The following is a 22,760-nucleotide window of genomic DNA, read 5'->3' as shown; positions in this document are numbered from 1 at the left end:
GCCATAACACAAGGATGTGGATGAGATAGCGCCAGTTGGGTAAACCAACTGGCGCTTTTTTATGAGATAAAAACTGATTAGCGCTGGGCTTCGGATTTGAGCCAGGCGATTTCGTCGGCCCAGATATCGGGGTTGATCGTTTCCAGAATCATCGGGATACCATCAAAGCGAGCATCTTTCATGATATAGCTGAAAGCGGTTTTGCCGATATTGCCTTCTCCCAGACTATGGTGTCGGTCAACGCGACTGGCGAACGCGCTTTTGGCATCATTCAAATGCATTCCGCGCAGATAGCGAAACCCAACAATGCGATCGAATTCTGCGAAGGTGGCTTCGCAATCGGCTTCTGTCCGCAGATCGTAGCCGCCAGCGAAGGCGTGGCAGGTATCAATACAGACACCGACGCGGCTTTTATCTTCAACACCATCGATGATGGCCGCCAGATGCTCAAAGCGGAAACCCAAATTGCTGCCTTGGCCGGCGGTGTTTTCAATCACGGCGGTGACGCCGTCCGTTTCCGCCAGCGCGATGTTGATGGACTCGGCGATACGTGCCAGACAGTCAGCTTCTTCTATCTGCTTTAGATGGCTGCCGGGGTGAAAATTCAGCAGGCTTAGCCCAAGCTGCTGGCAGCGCGACATTTCATCAATAAACGCGATGCGTGATTTCTCCAGCGCCTCGGCGTCCGGGTGACCCAGATTAATCAGATAGCTATCGTGAGGTAGAATCTGTGCTGACGTATACGCGTACTGCTCACAGGCGGCTTTAAAACGGTCGATGACCTCGGCGCTGAGCGGTGCGGCCTGCCATTGGCGCTGATTCTTGGTAAATAAAGCGAAAGCCGTCGCCTTTATCTCATGCGCGCGAATCACGGCCTGATCGACCCCGCCAGATGCGCTAACGTGCGCCCCGATGTATTTCATGTTGGTCTCCTTTGGTAACGGAGACATTATGGCATCGTCATGGCGCCGTCGGGCACGTTACTGAGACGTTAACAGGTAAATAATTTATCGTTAGCCGAATAAATGCTCGAAGAACAGATTGATGCCCGCACCGCCAACGACCAGCCAGAGAAACAGAACGAGAGCCAGCAGCAGCGGTTTTGCTCCAGCCTGACGGATGGCGCTGAATCGGGTTGTGAGCCCCAGCGCCACCATGGCCATGGTCAACAGCACATTATCGAGCTGTACCAACTGCGTGACGAGCGCAGGAGGAAGTAGCTGGAAGGAATTGAAGGCAGCTACGGCGATAAACCCCAGCGCAAACCACGGGAACATCAGTGGAATCGCGTCTTGCGCGTCATTTTTTTGCGCCGTTTTTTTCAGGTAAAACCCAAGAATGAGAAGGAAAGGGGCCAACATCATCACGCGCAGCATCTTGCTGATGACGGCGATGTTTTCCGTCGCACCATCAACGGCATGTCCGGCAGCAACGACCTGAGCAACTTCATGTATCGTCGAGCCGAAGTACAGACCGACGATCTGCGGTGTGACGTCAATCCAGTGATGTTCGAGATTGAGCTGATAGAGCCACGGATACAAAAACATCGCCGTCGTACCGAAAATCACCACGGTGGAAACGGAGACGGCAATCGCATTGCTGGACGCTTTGACAACGGGCGCGGTTGCCATGATCGCTGCTGCACCGCAGATGCTGCTGCCAGCACCGATGAGAATCACGGTCTGATTGTCGAGTTTCAGCCAGCGCTTGCCGACCCAGCAGGCGAGTAAAAATGTCAACGTGACGACGGTAAGATCGACTGCAACACCGGTAAAACCAACGGCCGCAACCTGCTGAAAGCTGAGGCGAAAACCATAAAGTATGATGCCCCAGCGAAGTAAATGCTGTTTGGCCCACTGCACGCCTGGGTCACACAGCGGATGAAGGCGTGGATAAACGCTATTTCCCAGTACGATCCCAATCAGGATCGCCAATGTCAGTGAGCCGGGTCCCCAATGGGCGATTTTCGGAATATTTGCCAGCCAGAGGAGCGAAAAAGTCATTAAACTTACTAACAGCAGACCGGGTAATCGCGCTTTTGCTCCATCGGGCGGGTCTATCGTGTGTAATGTCGCAGGAAGAGCCATGGGTTTGGTGCCTATTCTGACCGTACCGAAAATTGAGAAGCCAGCTTATAATCCATGAGATTAAAAGAGAAATTGATTATATATTTATAACCTATAAGTATTTCAGATAAAGAGCGCACTATGCATATCACGTTACGTCAACTGGAAGTCTTTGCCGAAGTCCTGAAAAGTGGTTCAACGACACAGGCCTCGGTTGTGCTTGCCCTGTCTCAATCGGCTGTCAGCGCGGCTCTGGCGGATTTAGAAGGGCAGTTGGGTGTCCAACTTTTCGACCGCGTGGGTAAACGTCTGGTGGTTAATGAACATGGCCGCCTGCTGTATCCCAAGGCACTGGCACTGCTTGAACAGTCGATGGAAATTGAGCAACTGTTCCGGCGTGATAATGGGGCGCTACGTGTGTATGCCAGCAGCACCATCGGCAACTATTTATTGCCTGCGATGATTGCCCGCTATCGTCATGACTACCCTGACATTCCGCTGGAGCTGCATGTTGGCAATACGAAAGATGTGATCACCCGCGTATCTGAATTCAGTGTCGATTTGGGCTTGATCGAAGGGCCTTGCCATCACCCTGACTTGATTACACAGCCCTGGCTGGAAGATGAGCTGGTGGTGTTTTGTTCTCCCGAACATCCGCTCAGCCGCGGTTCTGCCTCATTAACGGCGCTGGCGGATGCGCACTGGATCCTGCGTGAACGTGGCTCAGGCACGCGCGAAGTGCTGGATCACCTGCTGTTGACGCACCTGTCGCATTTCCATCTGGTGATGGAATTAGGTAATTCAGAGGCGATTAAGCATGCGGTTCGCCACGGGATTGGCATCAGTTGCCTGTCGCGGCATGTCATTGCTGAACAACTGGCGTCAGGTTCGCTGGTGGAGTTGAAGGTGCCGCTGCCTAAACTCACGCGGACGCTGTATCTGGTTCATCACCGACAGAAACATCTTTCAAATGTGCTACAGCGTTTCTTGAGTTATTGCTGCGAAACGGCATAGCGAAAATATTTTCTGCTGCTAATGATCGGGCTCGAGTTATTAACCTCTCTTATAACTCGACGATCTTAACTATTCAGCACAACGCTATTTGCTACAATCCCGCCTCGATTTTTAGCACGAGCATGCAGGATAACAATGGCTCAGCACGATATTCAACAAACTACACAGGGCGCACCGACCCTGCGCCGTGAACTGAAAGCACGGCATTTAACGATGATCGCCATTGGCGGATCGATTGGCACCGGGTTATTTGTCGCGTCTGGTGCGACGGTTTCACAAGCAGGCCCGGGTGGCGCACTTCTGTCTTATGCCCTGATTGGGCTGATGGTTTACTTCCTGATGACCAGCCTGGGTGAACTGGCGGCGTTTATGCCGGTTTCCGGTTCGTTCTCCAGCTACGGTTCCCGCTATGTAGAAGAAGGGTTCGGCTTCGCGCTGGGTTGGAACTACTGGTACAACTGGGCGGTGACCATCGCGGTTGATCTGGTGGCGGCGCAGTTGGTGATGGGATATTGGTTCCCTGACGTTTCTGGCTGGATCTGGAGCGCGCTGTTTCTGGCGCTGATGTTCCTGCTTAACTACATTTCCGTGAAAGGATTTGGCGAAGCAGAGTACTGGTTCTCACTGATTAAAGTGGTCACGGTCGTCGTTTTCATTGCCGTTGGCGTGATGATGATTACGGGCATCATGAGCGGTGCGGAAAATGCCGGATTCCACAATTGGGAGATTGGCGATGCGCCCTTTGCTGGTGGTTTCTCTGCAATGATTGGTGTGGCGATGATCGTCGGCTTCTCTTTTCAGGGAACGGAACTGATCGGTATCGCTGCTGGGGAATCGCAGGAGCCGAGTAAAAACATTCCTCGTGCCATCCGTCAGGTTTTCTGGCGCATTCTGTTGTTCTACATCTTCGCGATTCTGATTATCAGCTTAATCATTCCGTATACCGATCCGAACTTGCTGCGTAATGATGTAAAAGACATTACGGTGAGCCCCTTCACGTTGGTGTTTGAGAACGCGGGCCTGCTGTCTGCTGCGGCAGTCATGAATGCGGTTATCTTGACGGCGGTGCTGTCGGCGGGTAACTCCGGGATGTATGCCTCTACGCGTATGCTGTTTACGCTGGCATCGGAAGGTAAAGCGCCGCGTATTTTCGCCAAACTGTCAAAAGGCGGCGTGCCGCGTAATGCGCTGTACGCCACCACCGTGGTGGCGGCGCTGTGTTTCCTGTCTTCTTTATATGGCAACCAAACGGTTTATCTGTGGCTGCTGAATACCTCCGGTATGACAGGCTTTATTGCCTGGCTGGGGATCGCGATTAGCCATTACCGTTTCCGTCGTGGCTATGTCATGCAAGGCCATGATCTGAATCGTCTGCCTTATCAATCGCGTTTCTTCCCGCTCGGGCCGATCTTCGCGTTTGTGCTCTGTCTGATCATCACGCTGGGGCAGAACTATCAGGCGTTTCTGGAAGATAACATCGACTGGTATGGCGTGACGGCGACGTACATCGGTATTCCGCTGTTCCTGCTGATTTGGTTCGGTTATAAGCTGTATCGTGGAACGCACTTCATCAAGTATCAAGAGATGACGTACCCTGATCATAAAGACTAAATCGTAAGAACGCGGTTAACGGGCGACTCCCTGACGGGTGTCGCCTTTTTTATTGGTTTTTTTCTGTTCTGTCGTTACGCCCCATGTCTTTCTTTACCTACGCATGTTGATTTAAATCAAATTTATTCACATTGATTTTCTAAGGGTATTTTACATTAACTCGATTTAATGATTGAAAATAACGATTAATTTATTGTTTATTAATGGTTTTATATTAATTTCAGTTTGTTTTTATTGCGTATGCAAATGATTTTAATTTTCATTTACAATTATTTCCCGATCATTACAATGTGTCCGACAAAAAAACTCAATGTAAATCATTCGTTCTGAGGACACAGACGCATGGCAATAAATATAAGAAAATCGGTGGCATTGGCGCTTGCTACAACCGTATCCGCACCCGTTATCGCCGCACAGGACGATACGATGGTAGTGACGGCTTCTGGCTATGAACAAAAAATCACCGAGGCGGCTGCGAGTATTTCAGTTGTCAGTCAGGATGAACTAACGAAGCGTAAGTATAACGATCTTGGCGAAGCGCTCAGCGACGTGGAAGGCGTGGATGTGCGTAGTTCAACGGGGAAAACGGGCGGTCTGGACATCAGCATTCGCGGCATGCCAAGTGACTACACGCTGATTCTGGTGGATGGTATTCGCCAGAATGGTTCATCGGATGTCACCCCGAATGGGTTTGGTACGATGAACACTGGCTTTATTCCACCGTTGGCGGCGATAGAGCGTATTGAAGTTATCCGTGGGCCGATGTCAACGTTATATGGCTCTGATGCGATGGGCGGTGTGGTAAATATCATCACCAAAAAAGCGTCGAAAGAGTGGGTTGGGAATATCACGCTGGATCATACCTTCCAGGAAGACAGGGACTATGGTGATGCTTCCAAGTTCTCGATTTATTCCAGCGGTGCGCTGATCGAAGACAAACTGGGGCTCGCCCTGCGCGGTAATATCTTACGCCGTGATGCGTCAGAGGTGAGTTCATCCTCGACTGGACAGGAACTTAGTACACGCGGCCCGAATCCTGTGAAGTCAGATAATTACCTCCTCGGTGGCAAACTATCCTGGCTGCTGGATAGCCGTAATACCCTATGGCTGGATGGTGAAGTCTCCAATCAGAAATATGATAACAAGCAAGAACAACTCGGTGCGCTGGGAGCGGGTGCCGCAACTCGGGGCGGCGGTTATGAAGATACACTGCGTTATGAGCGTCGCAAGATTACGCTGGGTAGCGATAATCAACTCGATTTTGGTACATGGAATTCAAGCTTGTCCTTCAACCAGACTGAAAATAAAGGACGTTTGATCCCTCGCTCTACGGTACCTGCGGGCTCAGCAACGGCAGGGCAAAAGCGCGAGCTTAAAAACACTAACTACATCCTTGATACGAAACTGGTGAGCCCGCTAGGAGAGAGTCATTTACTGACGTTAGGTGGACAATACTGGAATGCCGTCATGAAAGACGGGATTGTGCTGGCGAATACTGGCGAAAAATTCGAACAGAATTCGTGGTCACTTTTTGCTGAAGATGAATGGCGTATTGTTGATTCTCTCGCGCTAACGACAGGTGCTCGTTATGAACATCATGAAGCATTTGGTGGTCATGTGAGCCCGCGTGCCTATTTAGTGTGGAATGCGCTGGATGAATTAACGATCAAAGGTGGGGTAAGTACAGGCTACAAGACACCATCATTGGCGCGGTTACATAACGGGATAAGTGGCGTAACGGGGCAAGGTACGCGCAATACGATTGGCAACCCAAATCTGAAGCCAGAAGAAAGCGTGAATACGGAACTGGGCGCGTACTATGAGCATTTTAGCGGTTTCTCTACTAACGCTACGCTTTTCCATAACCGCTTCCGCAATAAGATCGATAGTTACGACATTGATACAGTAACGTCTAGCTATCGCAACATCGGTAAAGCTAACACACAAGGTTTGGAACTGGGTTCGACGATCCCGCTATGGTCGGATAACTGGACGCTGAATGTGAATTACACCTTTACTGACAGCGAGCAAAAAGGCGGAGAAAATCCCGGTGCTCGCTTGACCAATACGCCTAAGCACATGGCAAATGCCCGTTTAAACTGGAATGTTAACGAGCAATTGACCACCTGGCTTAAGGCTGAATATCGGGGTAAAACAGCACGCTTTACGGAGAATTATTCCACGCTTGCCGCAGCGAGCAATCAAGCAAACAGAGTCGTCTATGACAATCTTGGCTCGGATTTCAAATCGTTCACTGTCGTGAATCTGGGCGGATCGTATAAGATCTCTAAAGATGTAACATTGAACGGGTCAGTTAATAACCTGTTAGATAAAGACTTCACCAAAACCTATGTTTTCCCTGTTGGTACGGATACCACGACGGCTGGCGATTACTTTACGTCAAGCCAGGTGACTACGGGGTCCGTACTGCCAGGCCGTAACTACTGGCTATCGGTAAACGTCAACTTCTGATGTAGCACCTCCCCGGAATGGGCCAGCTCGTTCCGGGGTATTATGACCCTCGCTTACTTCCTCACTCCAACGACATGGCACCACTTCTGCGGTTTTTCTCGCGAATGTATTCTTGCTGATTAACAACGGGGCTTAGTTGTGGCCCGCTATTACGGTTATCTCTTTGCCGGTGTCATGATAACAATGAGCAGCAGACTTTATTGTTTTTGTGATATTTCTGAATATCGTGGCTAACAATGTCGATGAATGAAATTCATTATATTAGGTATTGTTAATTGCTTTAATGCTGACTACGCTTCACGTTACGGAGTGATGGATTTCCAATGAGGCAGGAAGTGTAACGTTATTAATACGTTCGTTGTCTTGTGTCATACAGAGAATTTAATTCATTATTTTTGTATGAGAATACCTGTCGTGATTGCCGACTGCGGAGCCTTTGATATCTGCAAGCGGAAATCAGTGTATGAATAGCAACCAGGGCACGATGATGTTAAAAATTACCTTTTTGGATAAAGGCTCACTGCCTGAAACCATTTTCCTGAAAAAGACGAGTTTTAGGCGTCCGCAGTGCCGCCATGAATGGGTTGAATATAACTATACCTCGCCCGATCAAGTTATCGCCCGAGCAAAAGATACCCACGTTATCATCACGAATAAAGCCCTATTAACGCGAGATACCTTGGCTGCGTTGCCTGCGTTGAAGCTGATTGCTGTAACGGCCACAGGCACCGACAATATCGATCTTGTTGCTGCTAAAGAACTGGGTATCACGGTCAAAAATGTACCGGGCTACTCGACGCAAGCCGTATCCGAGCACGTGATTGCCATGATCTTTGCGCTAAAGCACAGCCTGATGGCGTGGTATCGCGATCAGCTGAGTGACCGCTGGGCCAGCCAGTCGCAATTTGCTTATTTTGATCATCCGGTTAAGGACATCGCAGGCGCGACGCTGGGCATCATCGGCGCGGGTACGATTGGGCGGGAGGTCGCGCGGCTGGCGCAGGCGCTGGGAATGAAGGTGATTTTTGCCGAGCGCAGAGGTGTCTCACAGTGTCGTGCGGGGTATCTGCCGTTTGAAGACGTTCTGCGGTTAGCGAATGTGATTTCACTCAACTGCCCGCTGAATGAGAGCACGCAGCATCTGATTAATGCAGAGACGCTCGCCCTGTGTAAGCCCACCGCGTTTATTATTAACACCGCCAGAGGCGGGCTGATTGATGAGCGCGCGCTGGCAGAAGCCTTGCAGCAGCGCGCCATTGCCGGTGCCGCGCTAGACTGCCTGACACAGGAACCGCCAGCAAAAGACAACCCATTAATGGTTGCGGCGAAAACCCTGCCTAATCTTCTGATTACCCCGCATATATCCTGGACGTCTGCCTCATCGCTGCAGCTGTTGATGGAAAAGACGATTGAAAATATTGATGAGTATGCTCAGCAGAACGGACATCGATAATAAGAGGTAATTTGATTTCGCCGGGTATGAAGGAATATAGCCCGGCAGAGGAATGATGATATTCATCAATTTTAATTGATTATCAAAATTGAACGTTTCAGCGAATTGAATCTTTCTCTATCGATTATCTCTGTCGGTCTCGCTATATCGATGGGGAATGAAAACAGCGCACGTCAGATCTAAAGTGAAAGCGTTATTATTTGTGATTATTCCGAATGCCTCTTGGTTGTGCTAGGGAATATTTATTTCTTAATAATAACGGAAGTAAATAATAGAGCGAGTGCAGCAATATTTGTCGGCGGTAAGACGTCGATTAATGAGAAAAGGCATTGGTGGGCGGTATTGTGAGTCCGCCCCGAATTCGGATGAATGGGGCGGAAGCGAGACGTTACTGAAAACGAGAGAGATTAGCGTTTCTGGATATATGTCATGGCTAGCGCGAGCGCCAGAACCAGACCTTTGATGATATCCATCGCGTAATAAGGCACGGAGAGCATCACCAGCCCATTCTGCAAAACGCCAAGAATAACGGCACCGAGCAGCGTACCCAGGGCGTTCGGCTTGCCAGATCCCGCCAGCGAGAAACCGATGTAGGCTGCGGCAACGGCATCCATCAAATAGCCGCCCCCAGCATTGACCTGCGAAGAGCCGATGCGCGATGCCAGTAAGATCCCGCCCAGCGCTGCGAGTAGTGAAGAAAACACATACGCCTGCACCCGATAACGCGCCGTGCGAATGCCTGCCAGTCGAGCGGCTTCTGGGTTGCCGCCGATGGCATACATCCGGCGACCGTGTTTGGTGAGGGACAGATACAATTGCACCAGTACCGTTACCGCCAGCATGATGACAACAATGACCGGCACCTGACCCAGCGTGGCAAAGAACTCAGGAATGACGCCTTCCGCCATTTCGCCGCTAGGCAGCACCATGTTCTGCGTGATGGAACCGCCATAGCTGTAGGTCATCGCTACGCCCTGAATGACGAACAGGCTGGCGAGCGTCGCCAGCATATCGGGAATCTTCAGCACGACGATGAGGAAGGCGTTGAATAGCCCGACCAGCGTACACAGCAGCAGCGTCAGGACAATCGCTCCGGTGGTGCCGAACCCATGCCAGACGAAAAGCGAGATAACCAGCGCATTAGCCAGCGAGGCCGTCGATCCTACGGAAAGATCGAATCCGCCCACAGACAGCGAAATGGAGACGCCAATGGCAATCACCGTAACGATGGCGATAGAACGCAGGATATTGATGATGTTATACGGGTCGAGAAAGTTCTCCGACGCCAGCCCGAAGAGGGCAATCAGCGCGACGACGGTGATCAGCATGCCCCACTTATAGAGAAATTCGAAAACGTGGTGACGGAAGGGGAGCGCCCCGTTAGATGAAAGTGGGTGACTCACGCGGGAGTTCCTCCAGTTGAATATAAAAGTAGGGTTTCTTCGTCAATCTCAGCGGCATTTAACTCTGCGACAATGCGGCCATCCCATAGCACGCAGATGCGATCGCAGAGCCCGACAAGTTCGGAGAACTCGCCCGACGCATAAATAATGCCTTTGCCCTGACGGGCGAGGCCGTCAATCAGGGTGAACAAGTCTTGTTTGGCCTTGATATCAACGCCTTTGGTGGGTTCGTCAAAAATCAAAACCTGTGCTTCACTGCGCAGCCACTTGCCGATAGCCACTTTCTGCTGATTTCCGCCCGACAGACGCGCCAGCTTTTGCGCCGGACCCGTGGTACGAACTGCCAGCCGTTCAACGATCTGTTTTGCCCAGTTCAACGCCTTGCGACGGCTGAACAGTCCCCAGCGGGAAAAGCTGTCGGTGGCAGTGATACTGAGATTCATGGTGACGGACTCATCAATAAAAATGCCTTCTTTGCGCCGCTCTTCAGGAACCAGCGCCAGCCCCTGTTCAACCGACTGGTGCGGTGAATGCGGTCGCCAGGGTTTACCACGATATTCTCCCTGCGCGATCTGGCAGGGTTCCGCGCCGAACAGCGCTTTACACAGCTCGGTTTTCCCCGCGCCAGCCAGCCCGGCAATACCCAGAATTTCCCCTTTGCGCAGCGTAAGCGAAATATTGTGCAGCAGCGTTTCGTCGTGCAAACCGGTAACCTGAAGCAGCGTCTCTGCGGCAGGCGTCGTTCGGCGCGGTGGGAAGATATCGTCAAGCCGGTGCCCCAGCATTCTCTCTACAATCTCTTCGCCGCTAAGCCCCTGCATCGCACCGCTGCTGACAAACTCGCCGTCACGCAGCACGGTCAACGTATCGCAGATTTCGCTCAGCTCATGAATACGGTGAGAAATAAACACGATCCCGATGCCATCGGCTTGTAAACGGCGTACCACCTCGAAGAGACGTGCGCTTTCGGCCTGATCCAGCGGGGCGGTGGGTTCATCCAGAATCAGGAAGCGACATTCGTGAGATAACGCGCGCGCGAGCAGAATTTGCTGTTTCTCAGCGAGCGAGCAGGTATCCAGCCGTTGACGAACATTGAGGTGAACGCCAAGCTGATCGAGCAGCGCCTGCGCCTGACGATGGATCTGCGGCCAACTCAGCAGATGTCCGTCCTGCGCCAGCGTATCCAGCATAATGTTTTCCGCTACGGACAGCGTGGGAACCAGCGCGACATCGACTTCCTGTTGCACCAGATGAATGCCGTATCGCTTGGCATCACGAGGCGAATGGACATCGACCTGCTTACCATTAATCAGAATGTCACCCTGATAGTGATCGTAAGCGCCCGATAAGATCGTCATTAGCGTAGATTTACCCGCGCCGTTTGCGCCAGTCAGGGCATGAATCGAACCACCTTCCAGTGTGAAATTAACCTGCTTGAGGGCGTGGAAACCAGAAAAGGAGATGGAAATGTTGTGCATTTCCAGTCGGCTTTGGGAGGTAGGAATCATGGTCGGTAACGCTCTTGGCGGTCAAGGTCATGAAATAACGGAAAAGAAAGGTAGCACATATCCCAGAGAATTTAATACAGCTTCAAGTGTTTGAGAGTTATTGGCTATGAACGAAAAGGCATAAATTAAATAAAAAAGTTCTTAAGCTGGCGCAGGCAAGTGAATAAGATGGGTTTATCAATAGGGTAGCGCAGCAGATTCATCTATCAGACAAACATAAGATAAGAGTCGCACTCAAGAGAGGGCGCGGCGAGGAAGATTCAAACATGCACACAACGACAGTCCGCGTACAGGTTGGCCCTGCTAACTATTTCTCTTTCCCTGGCGCTATCGATAAGCTGCTGGAGTTTTATCCACCGGATGTACTGAAAAACGCGCTGTGGATCTACGGCGAGCGGGCGATTGCCGCGGCTCGACCGTATTTACCGGCCGAATTCGATGCGCCTTCAGCCCGCCGCGTGCAGTTTGGTGCGCATTGCAGCGAAGGGGAAGTGGCAAAACTGGTCGCGCAAGCGGGCGATGAATGTCAGGTCGTCATTGGCGTCGGCGGCGGGGCGGTGCTGGATACTGCAAAGGTCGCCGCGCGTCATATCGGCGTGCCGCTGGTGGCAATCCCGACTATTGCGGCGACCTGTGCGGCCTGGACGCCGCTGTCCGTGTGGTATAACGATGCCGGACAGGCGCTGCGCTTCGAGATTTTCACTGATGCGAACCATCTGGTGCTGGTGGAACCGCGGATTATGCTGGCGGCACCGGTGGAATACCTGCTGGCTGGCGTCGGTGATACGCTGGCGAAGTGGTATGAAGCCGTCGTTCTCAGTCCTCAGCCGGAAACGCTGCCGCTTTCTGTTCGGCTGGGCTTACAGGCTGCGCTGGATATCCGTAATGTGTTGCTGCAACAAAGTGCAGCGGCGCTGGAAGCCGTCGAGCGTGGCGAATTGACGCAGGATTTTCTGGATGTCGTCGATGCGATCATTGCCGGTGGCGGCATGGTTGGCGGGTTGGGAGAGCGCTATACCCGCGTGGCGGCGGCGCATGCGGTGCATAACGGTTTGACGGTGTTGCCACAAACCGAACGTTTCCTGCACGGCACCAAAGTGGCTTATGGCATCCTGGTGCAGAGCGCCTTGTTAGGGGATAGCGACACGCTGCTCCAGTTGAAGGAGGCGTTTAAGGCGTTTGGTTTGCCGACCTCGCTGGCCGCGCTGGATGTGGATATTCACGATCGCGCCGCGCTTCAGGCGGTTATTGCCCGCACCTTGCAGGCGGGGGAATCTATTCATTATCTGCCGTTGACGCTCAATGAAGAGGTCCTGCTGGCGGCATTTAACACCGTTGAGTCTATTGGGAAATAAATCGGTGGGGAAAGAAGCGGCGGAGAATCATCTCCGCCCTTGAAGACTATTTTTATCTTTAAAAACGATTCCTTATCTTTAAGGACTACTGCGTTTTCTCGTAGGGGAATGAATTTTTGATAAAGCTGGCGTAGTAACGGTACTTCGTCTTGCTTGCCATCAGCTCTTCATAAATCATGCGTGCTACGCCGCTGTAGAGATAGATGCTCCCGTTTAGCAATTCGACTTCCAATTGGCTTTTTTCTGCATCGTATCCGACTGAAAACAACTCTGTTGATGAAACTCGCTTTCTCTGCAAAATTAATCACTCCCAACGTATCAATGCCGCATCCTGACGGTATACCACCTTTTTAGCTATATCGTGTTATAGCTCGAAGTATATCGGGGGTAAACAACAGCATATCGTTATCAGTTCATGAATAATCAGTAAACGCTCACAGAATTCTTGCTCTGTCGCCCATCGACCCGCTTTGTTTGTTGTTGTCGATGAGGTGATATCCCGATCGGATTGTTAATCCTGAGCGAGAGCACGCTGAAAAGCTGGCTGGCTTTCTATCCGCTCAATGTATTGCTTGATGTGCGGGTAGTGGCTGAAATCCAAACGCGTTTTCGCCAAAACCAGCGGGACGGCCATTTGGATATCGGCACCGCTGAGCGATTCTCCCGCAAACCAGTCTTGTTTACTCAAATGCTGTTCGATGAACTGAAGCTGCGTCGTCAACCGCGGCACAATAAAGGCCTGCTCGATGCTTTGTACAATTTTGCGTGCGATGGGGCGGACGAAAAATGGCATCGGCGCGGATTCTGTTTTCGCCAAGACTAAACGCATCACCAGCAGCGGCATGAGGGAACCTTCCGCGAAATGCAGCCAGAAGCGATAATCCAACAGCGCTTGCCCGCTCTGTGGGCGGAGTCTGCCGTTGCCGTAAGTCTCAATCAGGTATTCCACAATGGCCCCGGATTCGGCAATCGTCAGTTCGCCATCGGTAATCACTGGCGATTTCCCTAACGGGTGGATTTGTTTAAGTGATGCCGGGGCGCTAAACGTTTTTGGATCACGAGCGTAGCGAATGATTTCATAATCAACGCCCAGCTCTTCCAGCAGCCAGGTCACGCGGGTTGAACGGGATTTCTCGAGGTGATGAACGTGTATCATCAAGGTTTCCTTTTTGTTTGTCTTGGTTCCGTCATTCAGCACGGGCAGGTGTGATCGTTTTTACTGTGATTTGCTGTAATAGAGAAGGGAAATAGCACTCGGGAACCGTAGGTATCTATCCCCGAGTGCTGTTATCAGCTAGATGAGCATAGCTCATTATTCGTTGCGCTGTTTGAGCCAACCGCTATTCGGCAAACACCTATTCTTCCAATAAATACTGAGCGTGGAAGCGCAGGTGATCTTCGATGAAACTGGCGATGAAGAAATAGCTATGGTCATAGCCAGACTGGGTCCGCAGCGTCAGCGGCCAGTCATACTGGCTTGCCAGTGCTTCCAGTTTCGCCGGTTGTAGCTGATCGGGGAGGAACTGATCGCAGTCGCCCTGATCGACCAACATGGGCAGCTTCTTCTGGCTATTTGCCAGCAAATGGCAGCTATCATACTGCAACCACTGCGTTTCATCCTCGCCGAGGTAGGCGGTAAGCGCCTTGCGACCCCAGGGAACCTGACTTGGGTTAACGATCGGTGCGAACGCTGACGCAGACAGGAATTGATCCGGGTTGCGTAGTGCCAGCATCAGTGCACCGTGCCCGCCCATCGAATGTCCACTGATGGACTGACGGCCGTTCACGTTAAAATGCTGCTGGATCAGCGCTGGTAATTCGCTGCTGATGTAGTCATACATCCGGTAGTGTGCTGCCCAAGGCGCTTGCGTGGCATTCACGTAGAATCCTGCACCCTGACCCAGATCGTACCCCGCGTCGTCTGCTACGCCATCGCCGCGCGGGCTGGTGTCCGGCATGACCAGCACCAGACCCAGCTCGGAGGCAACGCGCTGCGCACCGGCTTTCGTCGTAAAGTTTTCGTCGTTGCAGGTTAACCCAGACAGCCAGTAAAGCACGGGCGGCGGTGTGTCATCCTGTGTTGGTGGCAGATAAATGCTGAACGTCATCGATGTGTTCAGCGTTTCTGACACATGGCGGTAGCGCTGTTGCCAGCCGCCAAACATACGGTGTTCTTCCAGCAGTTCCAGTGATGAAGTCATCGCTGTACAGCCTCCTTTATTCTGTTCCTGACAGTAGTGCAATTAACCGAAATGAATCACAGAGCGAATCGATTTGCCTTCGTGCATTAAATCGAATGCGGTGTTGATGTCGTCCAGCCCCATGGTGTGGGTGATGAAGTCATTCAGCGGGAATTCACCTTTCAGGTAACGATCGACAATGCCTGGCAGCTCGCTACGGCCTTTCACGCCGCCGAAGGCAGAACCGCGCCATACGCGACCGGTAACCAGTTGGAACGGACGGGTTGCGATTTCTTCGCCAGCACCTGCCACGCCGATGATGATGGATTCACCCCAGCCTTTATGACAGCACTCTAGCGCGGAACGCATGACATTGACGTTACCGATACACTCGAAGGAGAAGTCCACGCCGCCATCGGTCAGTTCAACGATGACGTCCTGAATCGGCTTATCGTAATCTTTCGGGTTGATCAGATCGGTAGCACCCAGTTTACGCGCCAGATCGAATTTGCTGGTGTTGAGATCGATACCGATGATGCGTCCGGCACCGGCCATTTGCGCACCGATAATCGCTGACAGACCAATGCCGCCAAGGCCGAAAATCGCAACCGTATCGCCCGCTTTCACTTTTGCAGTATTCAGCACGGCACCCATCCCGGTGGTGACGCCACAGCCCAGCAGGCAGACTTCTTCCAGCGGTGCTTCTTTATTCACTTTCGCCAGTGAAATCTCAGGCACAACGGTGTGCTCTGCGAAGGTGGATGTGCCCATGTAATGGAAAATCGGCTGGCCGTTTTTGGAGAAGCGGGTGGTGCCGTCTGGCATCAAACCTTTACCCTGCGTGGAGCGAATAGCCTGACACAGGTTGGTTTTGCCGGAGCGGCAGAATTTACATTCGCCACATTCTGGGGTGTATAGCGGAATAACATGATCGCCAACGGCAACGCTGGTCACGCCTTCCCCGATGGCTTCAACAATCCCGCCGCCTTCATGGCCAAGAATCGCTGGGAACACGCCTTCAGGATCTTTGCCGGACAGCGTGTAGGCGTCAGTGTGGCATACGCCAGTTGCGACGATGCGCACCAACACTTCACCTTTCTGCGGTGGCATCAGGTCCACTTCTTCAACCGACAGTGGCTGGTTTGGACCCCAGGCGATGGCGGCGCGGGTTTTAATCATTTGCATGGTGGTGACTCCTAATGGCATTCCGTTATGGGTTGTAAATTAAATGATAGGACGTGGCATTGATCGCTGTGTCGTCCTCTCGTGAAAAGGGTCGTTCATCGGCAATAAAGGGTTCATTCCGACGGAGCGGGTGGTTCAATACTGCTGCCCTGTTCAATAATGAGCTTTTTAAGCGCCTCGACATTCGGGCCAAAGGCGTCGCGTCGCCAGACGAGCCAGGTGGACGCAGCGGCGATGTCGGGCGGTAATTCATGCACCTGAACGCGCGTGCCTGCGGGCAGTGATTCGAGGACGGCATACGGGAGCATGGCGAGCCCGGCGCCGCTGGCGACACAGGCAAGCATGGCATGGTATGAGTGGATTTCCATGATAGTACCGGGCACCACGCCATCCTGCCGGAACCAGTTCTCAAGGCGCTTTCTATAAGAACAGCTGGGGCGGAAAGCAAACAACGTATCGTTGATGGCATCCCGCGCATGGGTAATCGGCGCGTGTGCAGGGTCAGATATCAGCACTAATCGTTCCGCAAAACATGAACACCCATTCAGCTCATCGTAGACGACGGGCCCATCGACTAACGCGGCAGCCAGCGTTCCCGCCCGCACACGTTCGATGATTTCCCCGGATGTACCGGTATTCAGGGATAGCGAAACGTTGGGGTAACGCTGATGGTAAGCCGCTAATAGCGTAGGCAAACGGGTTGCCGCAGTGCTTTCCATCGAGCCGAGCGCGAAGTTACCAGCGGGTTCCCCCGTGCGCGTCATGCTGATCGCTTCCTCACTGAGAGCTAGAATACGCTGTGCATAACATAAGAAATTGTGCCCAATAGGGGACAGGCGCAAGCGCTGTTTCTCACGGATAAACAGATCGGTGCCCAGTTCCAGTTCCAACTGGCGCAACCGCGTGGTCAGATTGGAGGGTACCCGATGAAGCTGCTCTGCGGCGCGCGCGACGGAACCCGTTTCGGCAACGAGGCAGAACATGCGCAACTGGGTCAAATCCATATCTTTCTCTTTTCGTAATGAACTGGTGTTTGATTGTTCACTTTTTGTGAAGTGTAGCGGCAAGCAGCGCATTTCGCAACTGGCTTACGCCACACTGATGTGAACGTAACGTAAACCCGCGTGATGAGATGTGCTCTGAATGATAAAAATGACGGACGTAATTATCATCAGGATTAATAGTGGGGAGATTAGAAAGAGAAGAAAGCGATAAAATGATCGCGGCCGGAATTAATAGCACCACAATCAACTATTACCTCGAATAGGGGCATATTTTCTAATGAATAGGGCAGAATGAAAAAATAAGAATAATCACAGAAAAATAAAACCGTATTTTATCCTGACGCATAGCGGAAGCGTGGAAATAAATAGATAATTAAAATAAACAGTTAAATGTGAAGATAAATTGTTGTATCGGAGCAATAGCTAGAAACTATCGCAATTCTTCATTTTTATCGCATTTGTTGATGGGAAGGCGTAAAGTGCCCGCCTAAAGTGCCGATAATGTTAATGTATGGTAGGAATGCTTTATCATTATTGTAAGGAAGTGTGTCTTTTTGTCATTAAAGGAAAATAACTCTAACTAATGAGAGCCTCTGCTCTTCATTAAATGACGTAACACCCGGCGTATTTCCAATTAAAAATGTGCGGCTGTCTTGCAGAAAGCGCAGAGGAAAATCGCCAGATAATTTATAGGAGTCTTCTGTGAATTTTTTAAAAAATATCACCATCAGGGCAATGCTTTTAACAATATTGGGTCTGTTTCTGATTGTATGGGGTGGAGCGTCTTTCTTTACCACCACCTCATTAAACAGCATGACCAAACTATTGGAATCCGGCGAAACTCAGCGTAAAAACGTAGAGATGTTGGTAAAAGGCAATGACCAGTATTTTCGTACGGTTACTCGCTTATTGCGTTCTATGGATTTCCAGCAAACAGGCGAAACTGCGGAAGCAGAAAAAGTATTTACGGCAGCAACCACCGCATTTAAAAACACGTCAGATCAACTGGCTGCGTTTAAAGCCGTTGGGCATGTCGGCGTCGATAAAGAAACGGCAGACAATATGATCGCCGCGTGGACCCAGATATTGGATAACGGGTTGACGCCGATGCTGAACGCTGCGCGTGAGAATCGTCAAGAGGATTTTCGTCAGCTTTTCCGTAAAACCTACCCACCGCTGAGCGTGGCGTTTGGCGCGAATATGGATAAATACCAGACTGCAATTATGTCGTCGTCAGAGGCGTCGATGAGCGAGGTCTACGGCCTGGTTGACTGGAGTAATCGTATTCTGCTGGGTGCGGCGGTTATTGGGTTGCTTATCCTGCTGTTGACGGATCGCTATCTGGTTCACTATCTGGTCAAGCCGTTGAATATGATCAAAGGCTATTTCCAGGTTCTGGCTGCTGGGCAGCTTGGTCACCCGCTTGAAGAGTTTGGCCGCAACTGTGCCGGACAGCTGATTCCTTACCTGAAAGAGATGCAGGGAAGTTTGGTTAATACCGTTTCCATCATCCGCGACAGTTCTGCATCGATTCATCAGGGCTCAAGCGAAATTAAAAGCGGCAACAACGATCTGTCCGCACGTACCGAACAGCAGGCCGCCGCACTGGAGCAGACCGCTGCCAGTATGGAAGAGTTGAGCGCGACGGTGAAACAGAATGCCGATAACGTCCATCAGGCTACCAAGCTGGCGCAGGACGCTTCTGTTGCGGCGAAAAAAGGCGGCGACGTCACGGCAGATGTGATGGCGACGATGGCAAGTATTACGACCAGCTCGAAGAAAATTGCCGATATCACCAGTGTAATTAACGGCATTGCCTTCCAGACCAATATTCTGGCGTTGAACGCAGCCGTAGAAGCCGCCAGAGCCGGTGAACAAGGGCGTGGTTTTGCGGTGGTTGCGGGTGAAGTTCGTAATCTGGCGCAGCGCAGCGCGCAGGCAGCGAAAGAAATTGAAAGCCTGATCACCGAATCGGTTGCACGTATCAACGTGGGTTCGAATCAGGTTACACAAACCGGCGAAGCGATGGATTCCATCATTTCCGCCATTACCCGAGTGAACGATCTGATGGGCGAAATCGCCTCTGCATCGGATGAACAGAGCCGTGGTATTACCCAGATTGGTCAGGCTGTTACCGAGATGGATGGCGTCACACAGCAGAACTCCGCACTGGTACAGGAATCTGCCGCCGCTGCTGCATCGCTCGAAGATCAGGCCCGTCAGTTAACTGAAGCTGTATCGGTATTCCAACTGTCGGCCGCAGATGCCCCTCGTCGTCCTCAGAAGCATCTGGCGGAGAGCGCATCAGCAGTACAGAAGCCGATGTTATTAGCCGCCGCTGGCGGTAAAAAAGGCAACGCGAACGATAACTGGGAAACCTTCTGATAACCCGACAACACGCGGCGTCAGGGCGCTGACAGCCGCAAAAATCAGGTGATTTATCGTTAAAAGCACTGGGGTATCCTCCCGGTGCTTTTTTATTTATCACTGAATAGTTAAGTCTGAACAGGCGTTTTTTTGTGCATATGATTCGACCTTGTTACTGCGTACAGGCATATCCGCCACGCTTGATAACTTGAATCTATTTCAACAATCATGACATACAATCGCTGGATAATCGTGACTCTCTCAACTAGAGTGTTGACGGCGCTAGGGTCTGACCAAGGCCGTGATAGAGCGATAGGCATAGTTACACCTGCAGGAGAATAATAATGTCATCACTAAGTAAAGAAGCCGTTATGGTGCACGAAGCGCTGCTGGCACGCGGTCTGGAAACGCCGCTGCGCGGGGCGTTGTTGGATCGGGATACGCGTAAGCAACGTATTGCCGAGCATATGACGGAAATTATGAATTTGCTGAGTCTCGATCTGAGCGATGACAGCCTGGCTGAAACACCGACTCGTATCGCTAAAATGTACGTTGATGAAATATTCTCCGGCTTGGACTACGCCAATTTCCCCAAAATCACCATCATTGAAAACAAAATGAAGGTCGATGAAATGGTCACCGTACGGGACATCACGCTGACCAGCACCTGCGAACACCATTTCGTGACGATCGATGGAAAAGCGACGGTAGCGTATATTCCGAAAGATGGCGTCATCGGCTTGTCGAAGCTCAACCGGATCGTCCAGTTTTTCTCTCAGCGCCCTCAGGTGCAGGAACGCTTAACGCAGCAGATTCTGGTTGCGCTACAAACGCTGTTGGGAACCAACAACGTTGCGGTCTCGATTGATGCGGTGCACTACTGCGTGAAGGCTCGCGGCATTCGTGATGCGACCAGCGCGACGACCACGACATCGCTCGGTGGGCTGTTTAAATCCAGCCAAAATACGCGTCAGGAATTCTTGCGCGCGGTACGTCACCACAATTAAGCCCTCTTATTGACGATGATGAAGAAAATACGCTTCGTCATCGTCAAATCGGTCATCGCCAAATCAGCAAGCATCTTCGCTTTTTCTCTGTATGTGCATACAATCGCTACTTCGATGATTTGAAAATGTAATTTGTATGCCTTCTCACACTATACCGTCACCTCATTCGCCACCCTCACGGATCGTTGCGCTGGATTTTGCGCGCGGCGTCGCCATCTTGGGCATTTTACTGCTGAATATTACGGCATTTGGTTTACCGCATGCGGCCTACCTGAATCCTGCCTGGCAAGGGGAACCCACGCTGTCTGATGTCTTAACCTGGGCGGCGATGGATCTGCTTGCGCAGGCAAAATTTCTGACGCTGTTTTCTCTTCTGTTTGGTGCAGGTTTACAGCTGCTGCTGTCGCGGGGGAAACGCTGGGTACATGCACGTCTGTTCTGGTTGATGATCATTGGGCTTATTCATGCCATTTTCCTGTGGGATGGCGACATTTTACTCGACTATGCGCTGATTGGACTGGTGTGTTACGGCATGATTCGTCATGCGGAAAGTAGCCGGTTGTTAATGCGGACCGGGGCGATTCTGTATCTGGTGGGCATCGGCGTACTGTTTGTGCTGAGCCAGATTTTGAGCCTGCAACCGGGACGATTTTGGCTGCCGGGCATGGCGGATATCGCCTATGAAGCCTACTGGCGGGCGTTAGGCGGGCCGGAAGCGTGGAGTAATCGCGTCGATCTGCTCACGGAAAGCCTGTTGTCGCTGGGTGTGCAGTATGGCTGGCTGCTGGCGGGATCGATGCTGCTGGGGGCAGGGTTGATGCGCAGCGGATGGCTGAAAGGTGAATTCAGTACGGCACACTATCGTAAGGTTGCGCTGTGGTTGATTCCGCTGGGTGTGGCAATTAACAGCATTGGTGTAGTGGGGCAGTGGCTGGTGGACTGGGAATATCGCTGGAGCGGACTGCTATTGCAGATTCCGCGCGAGCTGAGTTCACCTTTGCAGGCGATAGGGTATCTGGCGCTGTGTTATGGCTTCTGGGCCACGCTGTGCCAATGGCGCATCACGTACTGGATTACGGATGTCGGGCGCATGGCGTTAACCAACTATTTGCTGCAAACGCTGATTTGCGTCGCGTTGTTTAATCAGCTTGGCCTGTTTATGGCGCTCAGCCGTCTGCAACTGCTGGCACTGGTTCCCGCTATTTGGATCGTCAATCTGGTTTTCTCTCACTACTGGCTGCGCTATTTTCGTCAGGGGCCGCTTGAATGGTTATGGCGCACACTCACCAATGCGATAGGGAAAACGGCGTAGAGAAAGACGCTACGGTGCGGCCTGTTCGTGGTGCGGTTCGGATTCGGGCTCGGTTGTTGCTGGTTGCTCCGGTTTAGCCTGATGTCCTGGCGCTGGGAGTACCTGTTCCGGCAGGACGGCAGGATAATCTGGGGCATCGTCTGGAATGGTATGCTCAGCGGGAATCGGCACCTGAGGCCCTAAAAAGCGTGGTTCGCGTTTAAGGATATACAGGTCGAACAGTGCGCCCAAACGAGCACCAAACTCACGAACCCGCACGGTCATCATATTTTTCGGGGAGGGCACGGCGTAACACTGTGCCTGAATGCCAAGGTGCAGCGCGATGAATAGCGCACGTTCGCAGTGGAAACGCTGCGTGATGATGGTGAAATCGTTGGTATCAAATACCTTGCGCGTCCTGATAATGGAATCCAGCGTACGGAACCCCGCATAGTCCAGCACGATATCTGAAGGCGGAACGCCTGCGGCGATCAAATCACGACGCATCGTCATTGGTTCATTGTAACTTTGTAGCGCGTTATCACCGCTTAATAGCAGATAGCTGACTTTACCGCTGTTGTAAGCGTTAATCGTCCCTTGCATGCGGAACAGGTAATACTGATTGATTACGCCGGTACGGTAGTATTTCGCTGTCCCCAATACGACGCCAACCTGACGTTTCGGCAAGGTCTGAAGCTCATCGTAAATAAATGGCGCGGTTTTCCAGCTGATCCAACGATCGAGGGCAAAAGCAGAGAGCAGCAGCACGCCAATGAGGGCTAACAAACCGAATGTCAGGCGTTTCCACATGCTTATGCCTCAGGTAAGGCGAGTAGATTAATCA

General features: G+C 51.7%; 18 protein-coding genes. 8 read left to right on the top strand and 10 right to left on the bottom strand.

The window, feature by feature from the left end; translation table 11 throughout:
- Positions 1-77: 77 nt before the first annotated feature.
- The gene (nfo, locus tag QWJ20_RS02230) at positions 78-923 is read right to left on the bottom strand and encodes a deoxyribonuclease IV (protein WP_224071993.1); all 846 of its coding nucleotides are present in this window, start codon (positions 921-923) and stop codon (positions 78-80) included.
- Between the two features lie 90 nt (positions 924-1,013).
- The gene (locus tag QWJ20_RS02225) at positions 1,014-2,087 is read right to left on the bottom strand and encodes a YeiH family protein (RefSeq protein ID WP_233967553.1); all 1,074 of its coding nucleotides are present in this window, start codon (positions 2,085-2,087) and stop codon (positions 1,014-1,016) included.
- 120 nt (positions 2,088-2,207) lie between these two features.
- On the opposite strand from QWJ20_RS02225, the gene yieE reads away from it, so the two are divergent.
- The 4 genes from yieE to QWJ20_RS02205 all read left to right on the top strand — a co-directional run bounded on the left by yieE (position 2,208) and on the right by QWJ20_RS02205 (position 8,616).
- Entirely contained in the window at positions 2,208-3,080 is an 873-nt protein-coding gene (gene yieE / locus QWJ20_RS02220) for a DNA-binding transcriptional regulator YeiE (RefSeq protein WP_039485583.1), read from the top strand.
- A gap of 135 nt (positions 3,081-3,215) precedes the next feature.
- Complete coding sequence (locus tag QWJ20_RS02215) at positions 3,216-4,691, top strand: amino acid permease (RefSeq protein WP_095699184.1); 1,476 nt, start codon at positions 3,216-3,218, stop codon at positions 4,689-4,691.
- A 342-nt stretch (positions 4,692-5,033) separates the two neighbouring features.
- Complete coding sequence (locus tag QWJ20_RS02210) at positions 5,034-7,163, top strand: TonB-dependent receptor (RefSeq protein WP_433991731.1); 2,130 nt, start codon at positions 5,034-5,036, stop codon at positions 7,161-7,163.
- A 463-nt stretch (positions 7,164-7,626) separates the two neighbouring features.
- Positions 7,627-8,616: a 2-hydroxyacid dehydrogenase gene (locus tag QWJ20_RS02205; protein ID WP_095699186.1), complete on the top strand. Its 990-nt coding sequence runs from the start codon at positions 7,627-7,629 to the stop codon at positions 8,614-8,616.
- Positions 8,617-9,023: 407 nt separating this feature from the next.
- Here QWJ20_RS02205 and QWJ20_RS02200 read toward each other — a convergent pair whose 3' ends face one another.
- Positions 9,024-9,944 carry an ABC transporter permease gene (locus QWJ20_RS02200; RefSeq protein ID WP_207193806.1) on the bottom strand — a complete coding sequence of 307 codons (921 nt, stop codon included), beginning with the start codon at positions 9,942-9,944 and terminating at the stop codon, positions 9,024-9,026.
- Between the two features lie 71 nt (positions 9,945-10,015).
- Positions 10,016-11,527, bottom strand: coding sequence for a sugar ABC transporter ATP-binding protein (locus QWJ20_RS02195; protein WP_433991730.1), 1,512 nt, complete (start codon positions 11,525-11,527; stop codon positions 10,016-10,018).
- Positions 11,528-11,793: 266 nt separating this feature from the next.
- On the opposite strand from QWJ20_RS02195, the gene QWJ20_RS02190 reads away from it, so the two are divergent.
- Positions 11,794-12,882, top strand: a complete 1,089-nt coding sequence (locus QWJ20_RS02190; RefSeq protein WP_174868197.1) for an oxidoreductase — start codon at positions 11,794-11,796, stop codon at positions 12,880-12,882.
- 85 nt (positions 12,883-12,967) lie between these two features.
- Here the strand turns inward: QWJ20_RS02190 and QWJ20_RS02185 are convergent, their stop codons facing one another.
- The 5 genes from QWJ20_RS02185 to ptrR all read right to left on the bottom strand — a co-directional run bounded on the left by QWJ20_RS02185 (position 12,968) and on the right by ptrR (position 17,251).
- Positions 12,968-13,180 (bottom strand): KTSC domain-containing protein, encoded by a 213-nt coding sequence (locus QWJ20_RS02185; RefSeq protein ID WP_039275478.1) that lies wholly within the window; start codon positions 13,178-13,180, stop codon positions 12,968-12,970.
- Between the two features lie 213 nt (positions 13,181-13,393).
- Positions 13,394-14,038, bottom strand: a complete 645-nt coding sequence (locus tag QWJ20_RS02180; protein WP_433991729.1) for a glutathione S-transferase family protein — start codon at positions 14,036-14,038, stop codon at positions 13,394-13,396.
- Positions 14,039-14,237: 199 nt separating this feature from the next.
- Positions 14,238-15,083 (bottom strand): S-formylglutathione hydrolase, encoded by an 846-nt coding sequence (gene fghA, locus QWJ20_RS02175; RefSeq protein WP_039485562.1) that lies wholly within the window; start codon positions 15,081-15,083, stop codon positions 14,238-14,240.
- A gap of 42 nt (positions 15,084-15,125) precedes the next feature.
- Positions 15,126-16,247, bottom strand: a complete 1,122-nt coding sequence (locus tag QWJ20_RS02170) for an S-(hydroxymethyl)glutathione dehydrogenase/class III alcohol dehydrogenase (protein WP_161529211.1) — start codon at positions 16,245-16,247, stop codon at positions 15,126-15,128.
- 113 nt (positions 16,248-16,360) lie between these two features.
- Positions 16,361-17,251, bottom strand: a complete 891-nt coding sequence (gene ptrR / locus QWJ20_RS02165; RefSeq protein WP_433991728.1) for a putrescine utilization regulator PtrR — start codon at positions 17,249-17,251, stop codon at positions 16,361-16,363.
- Between the two features lie 702 nt (positions 17,252-17,953).
- On the opposite strand from ptrR, the gene QWJ20_RS02160 reads away from it, so the two are divergent.
- The 3 genes from QWJ20_RS02160 to yeiB all read left to right on the top strand — a co-directional run bounded on the left by QWJ20_RS02160 (position 17,954) and on the right by yeiB (position 21,937).
- Positions 17,954-19,636: a methyl-accepting chemotaxis protein gene (locus QWJ20_RS02160; RefSeq protein WP_433991727.1), complete on the top strand. Its 1,683-nt coding sequence runs from the start codon at positions 17,954-17,956 to the stop codon at positions 19,634-19,636.
- A 326-nt stretch (positions 19,637-19,962) separates the two neighbouring features.
- Positions 19,963-20,625 (top strand): GTP cyclohydrolase I FolE, encoded by a 663-nt coding sequence (gene folE / locus QWJ20_RS02155; RefSeq protein ID WP_005967317.1) that lies wholly within the window; start codon positions 19,963-19,965, stop codon positions 20,623-20,625.
- A gap of 136 nt (positions 20,626-20,761) precedes the next feature.
- Positions 20,762-21,937: a DUF418 domain-containing protein YeiB gene (gene yeiB / locus QWJ20_RS02150; RefSeq protein WP_433991726.1), complete on the top strand. Its 1,176-nt coding sequence runs from the start codon at positions 20,762-20,764 to the stop codon at positions 21,935-21,937.
- Positions 21,938-21,946: 9 nt separating this feature from the next.
- On the opposite strand, the gene sanA is transcribed toward yeiB, so the two are convergent.
- On the bottom strand, positions 21,947-22,726 hold the full coding sequence (sanA, locus tag QWJ20_RS02145; RefSeq protein ID WP_095699194.1) for an outer membrane permeability protein SanA: 780 nt from the start codon (positions 22,724-22,726) through the stop codon (positions 21,947-21,949).
- Positions 22,727-22,760 lie beyond the last annotated feature (34 nt).

Source organism: Pectobacterium sp. S5, assembly GCF_051707265.1.
Lineage (GTDB): Bacteria > Pseudomonadota > Gammaproteobacteria > Enterobacterales > Enterobacteriaceae > Pectobacterium > Pectobacterium polare.
The sequence above is the reverse complement of the archived record's forward strand: the minus strand, read 5'-3'. Positions and strand labels throughout refer to the sequence as shown.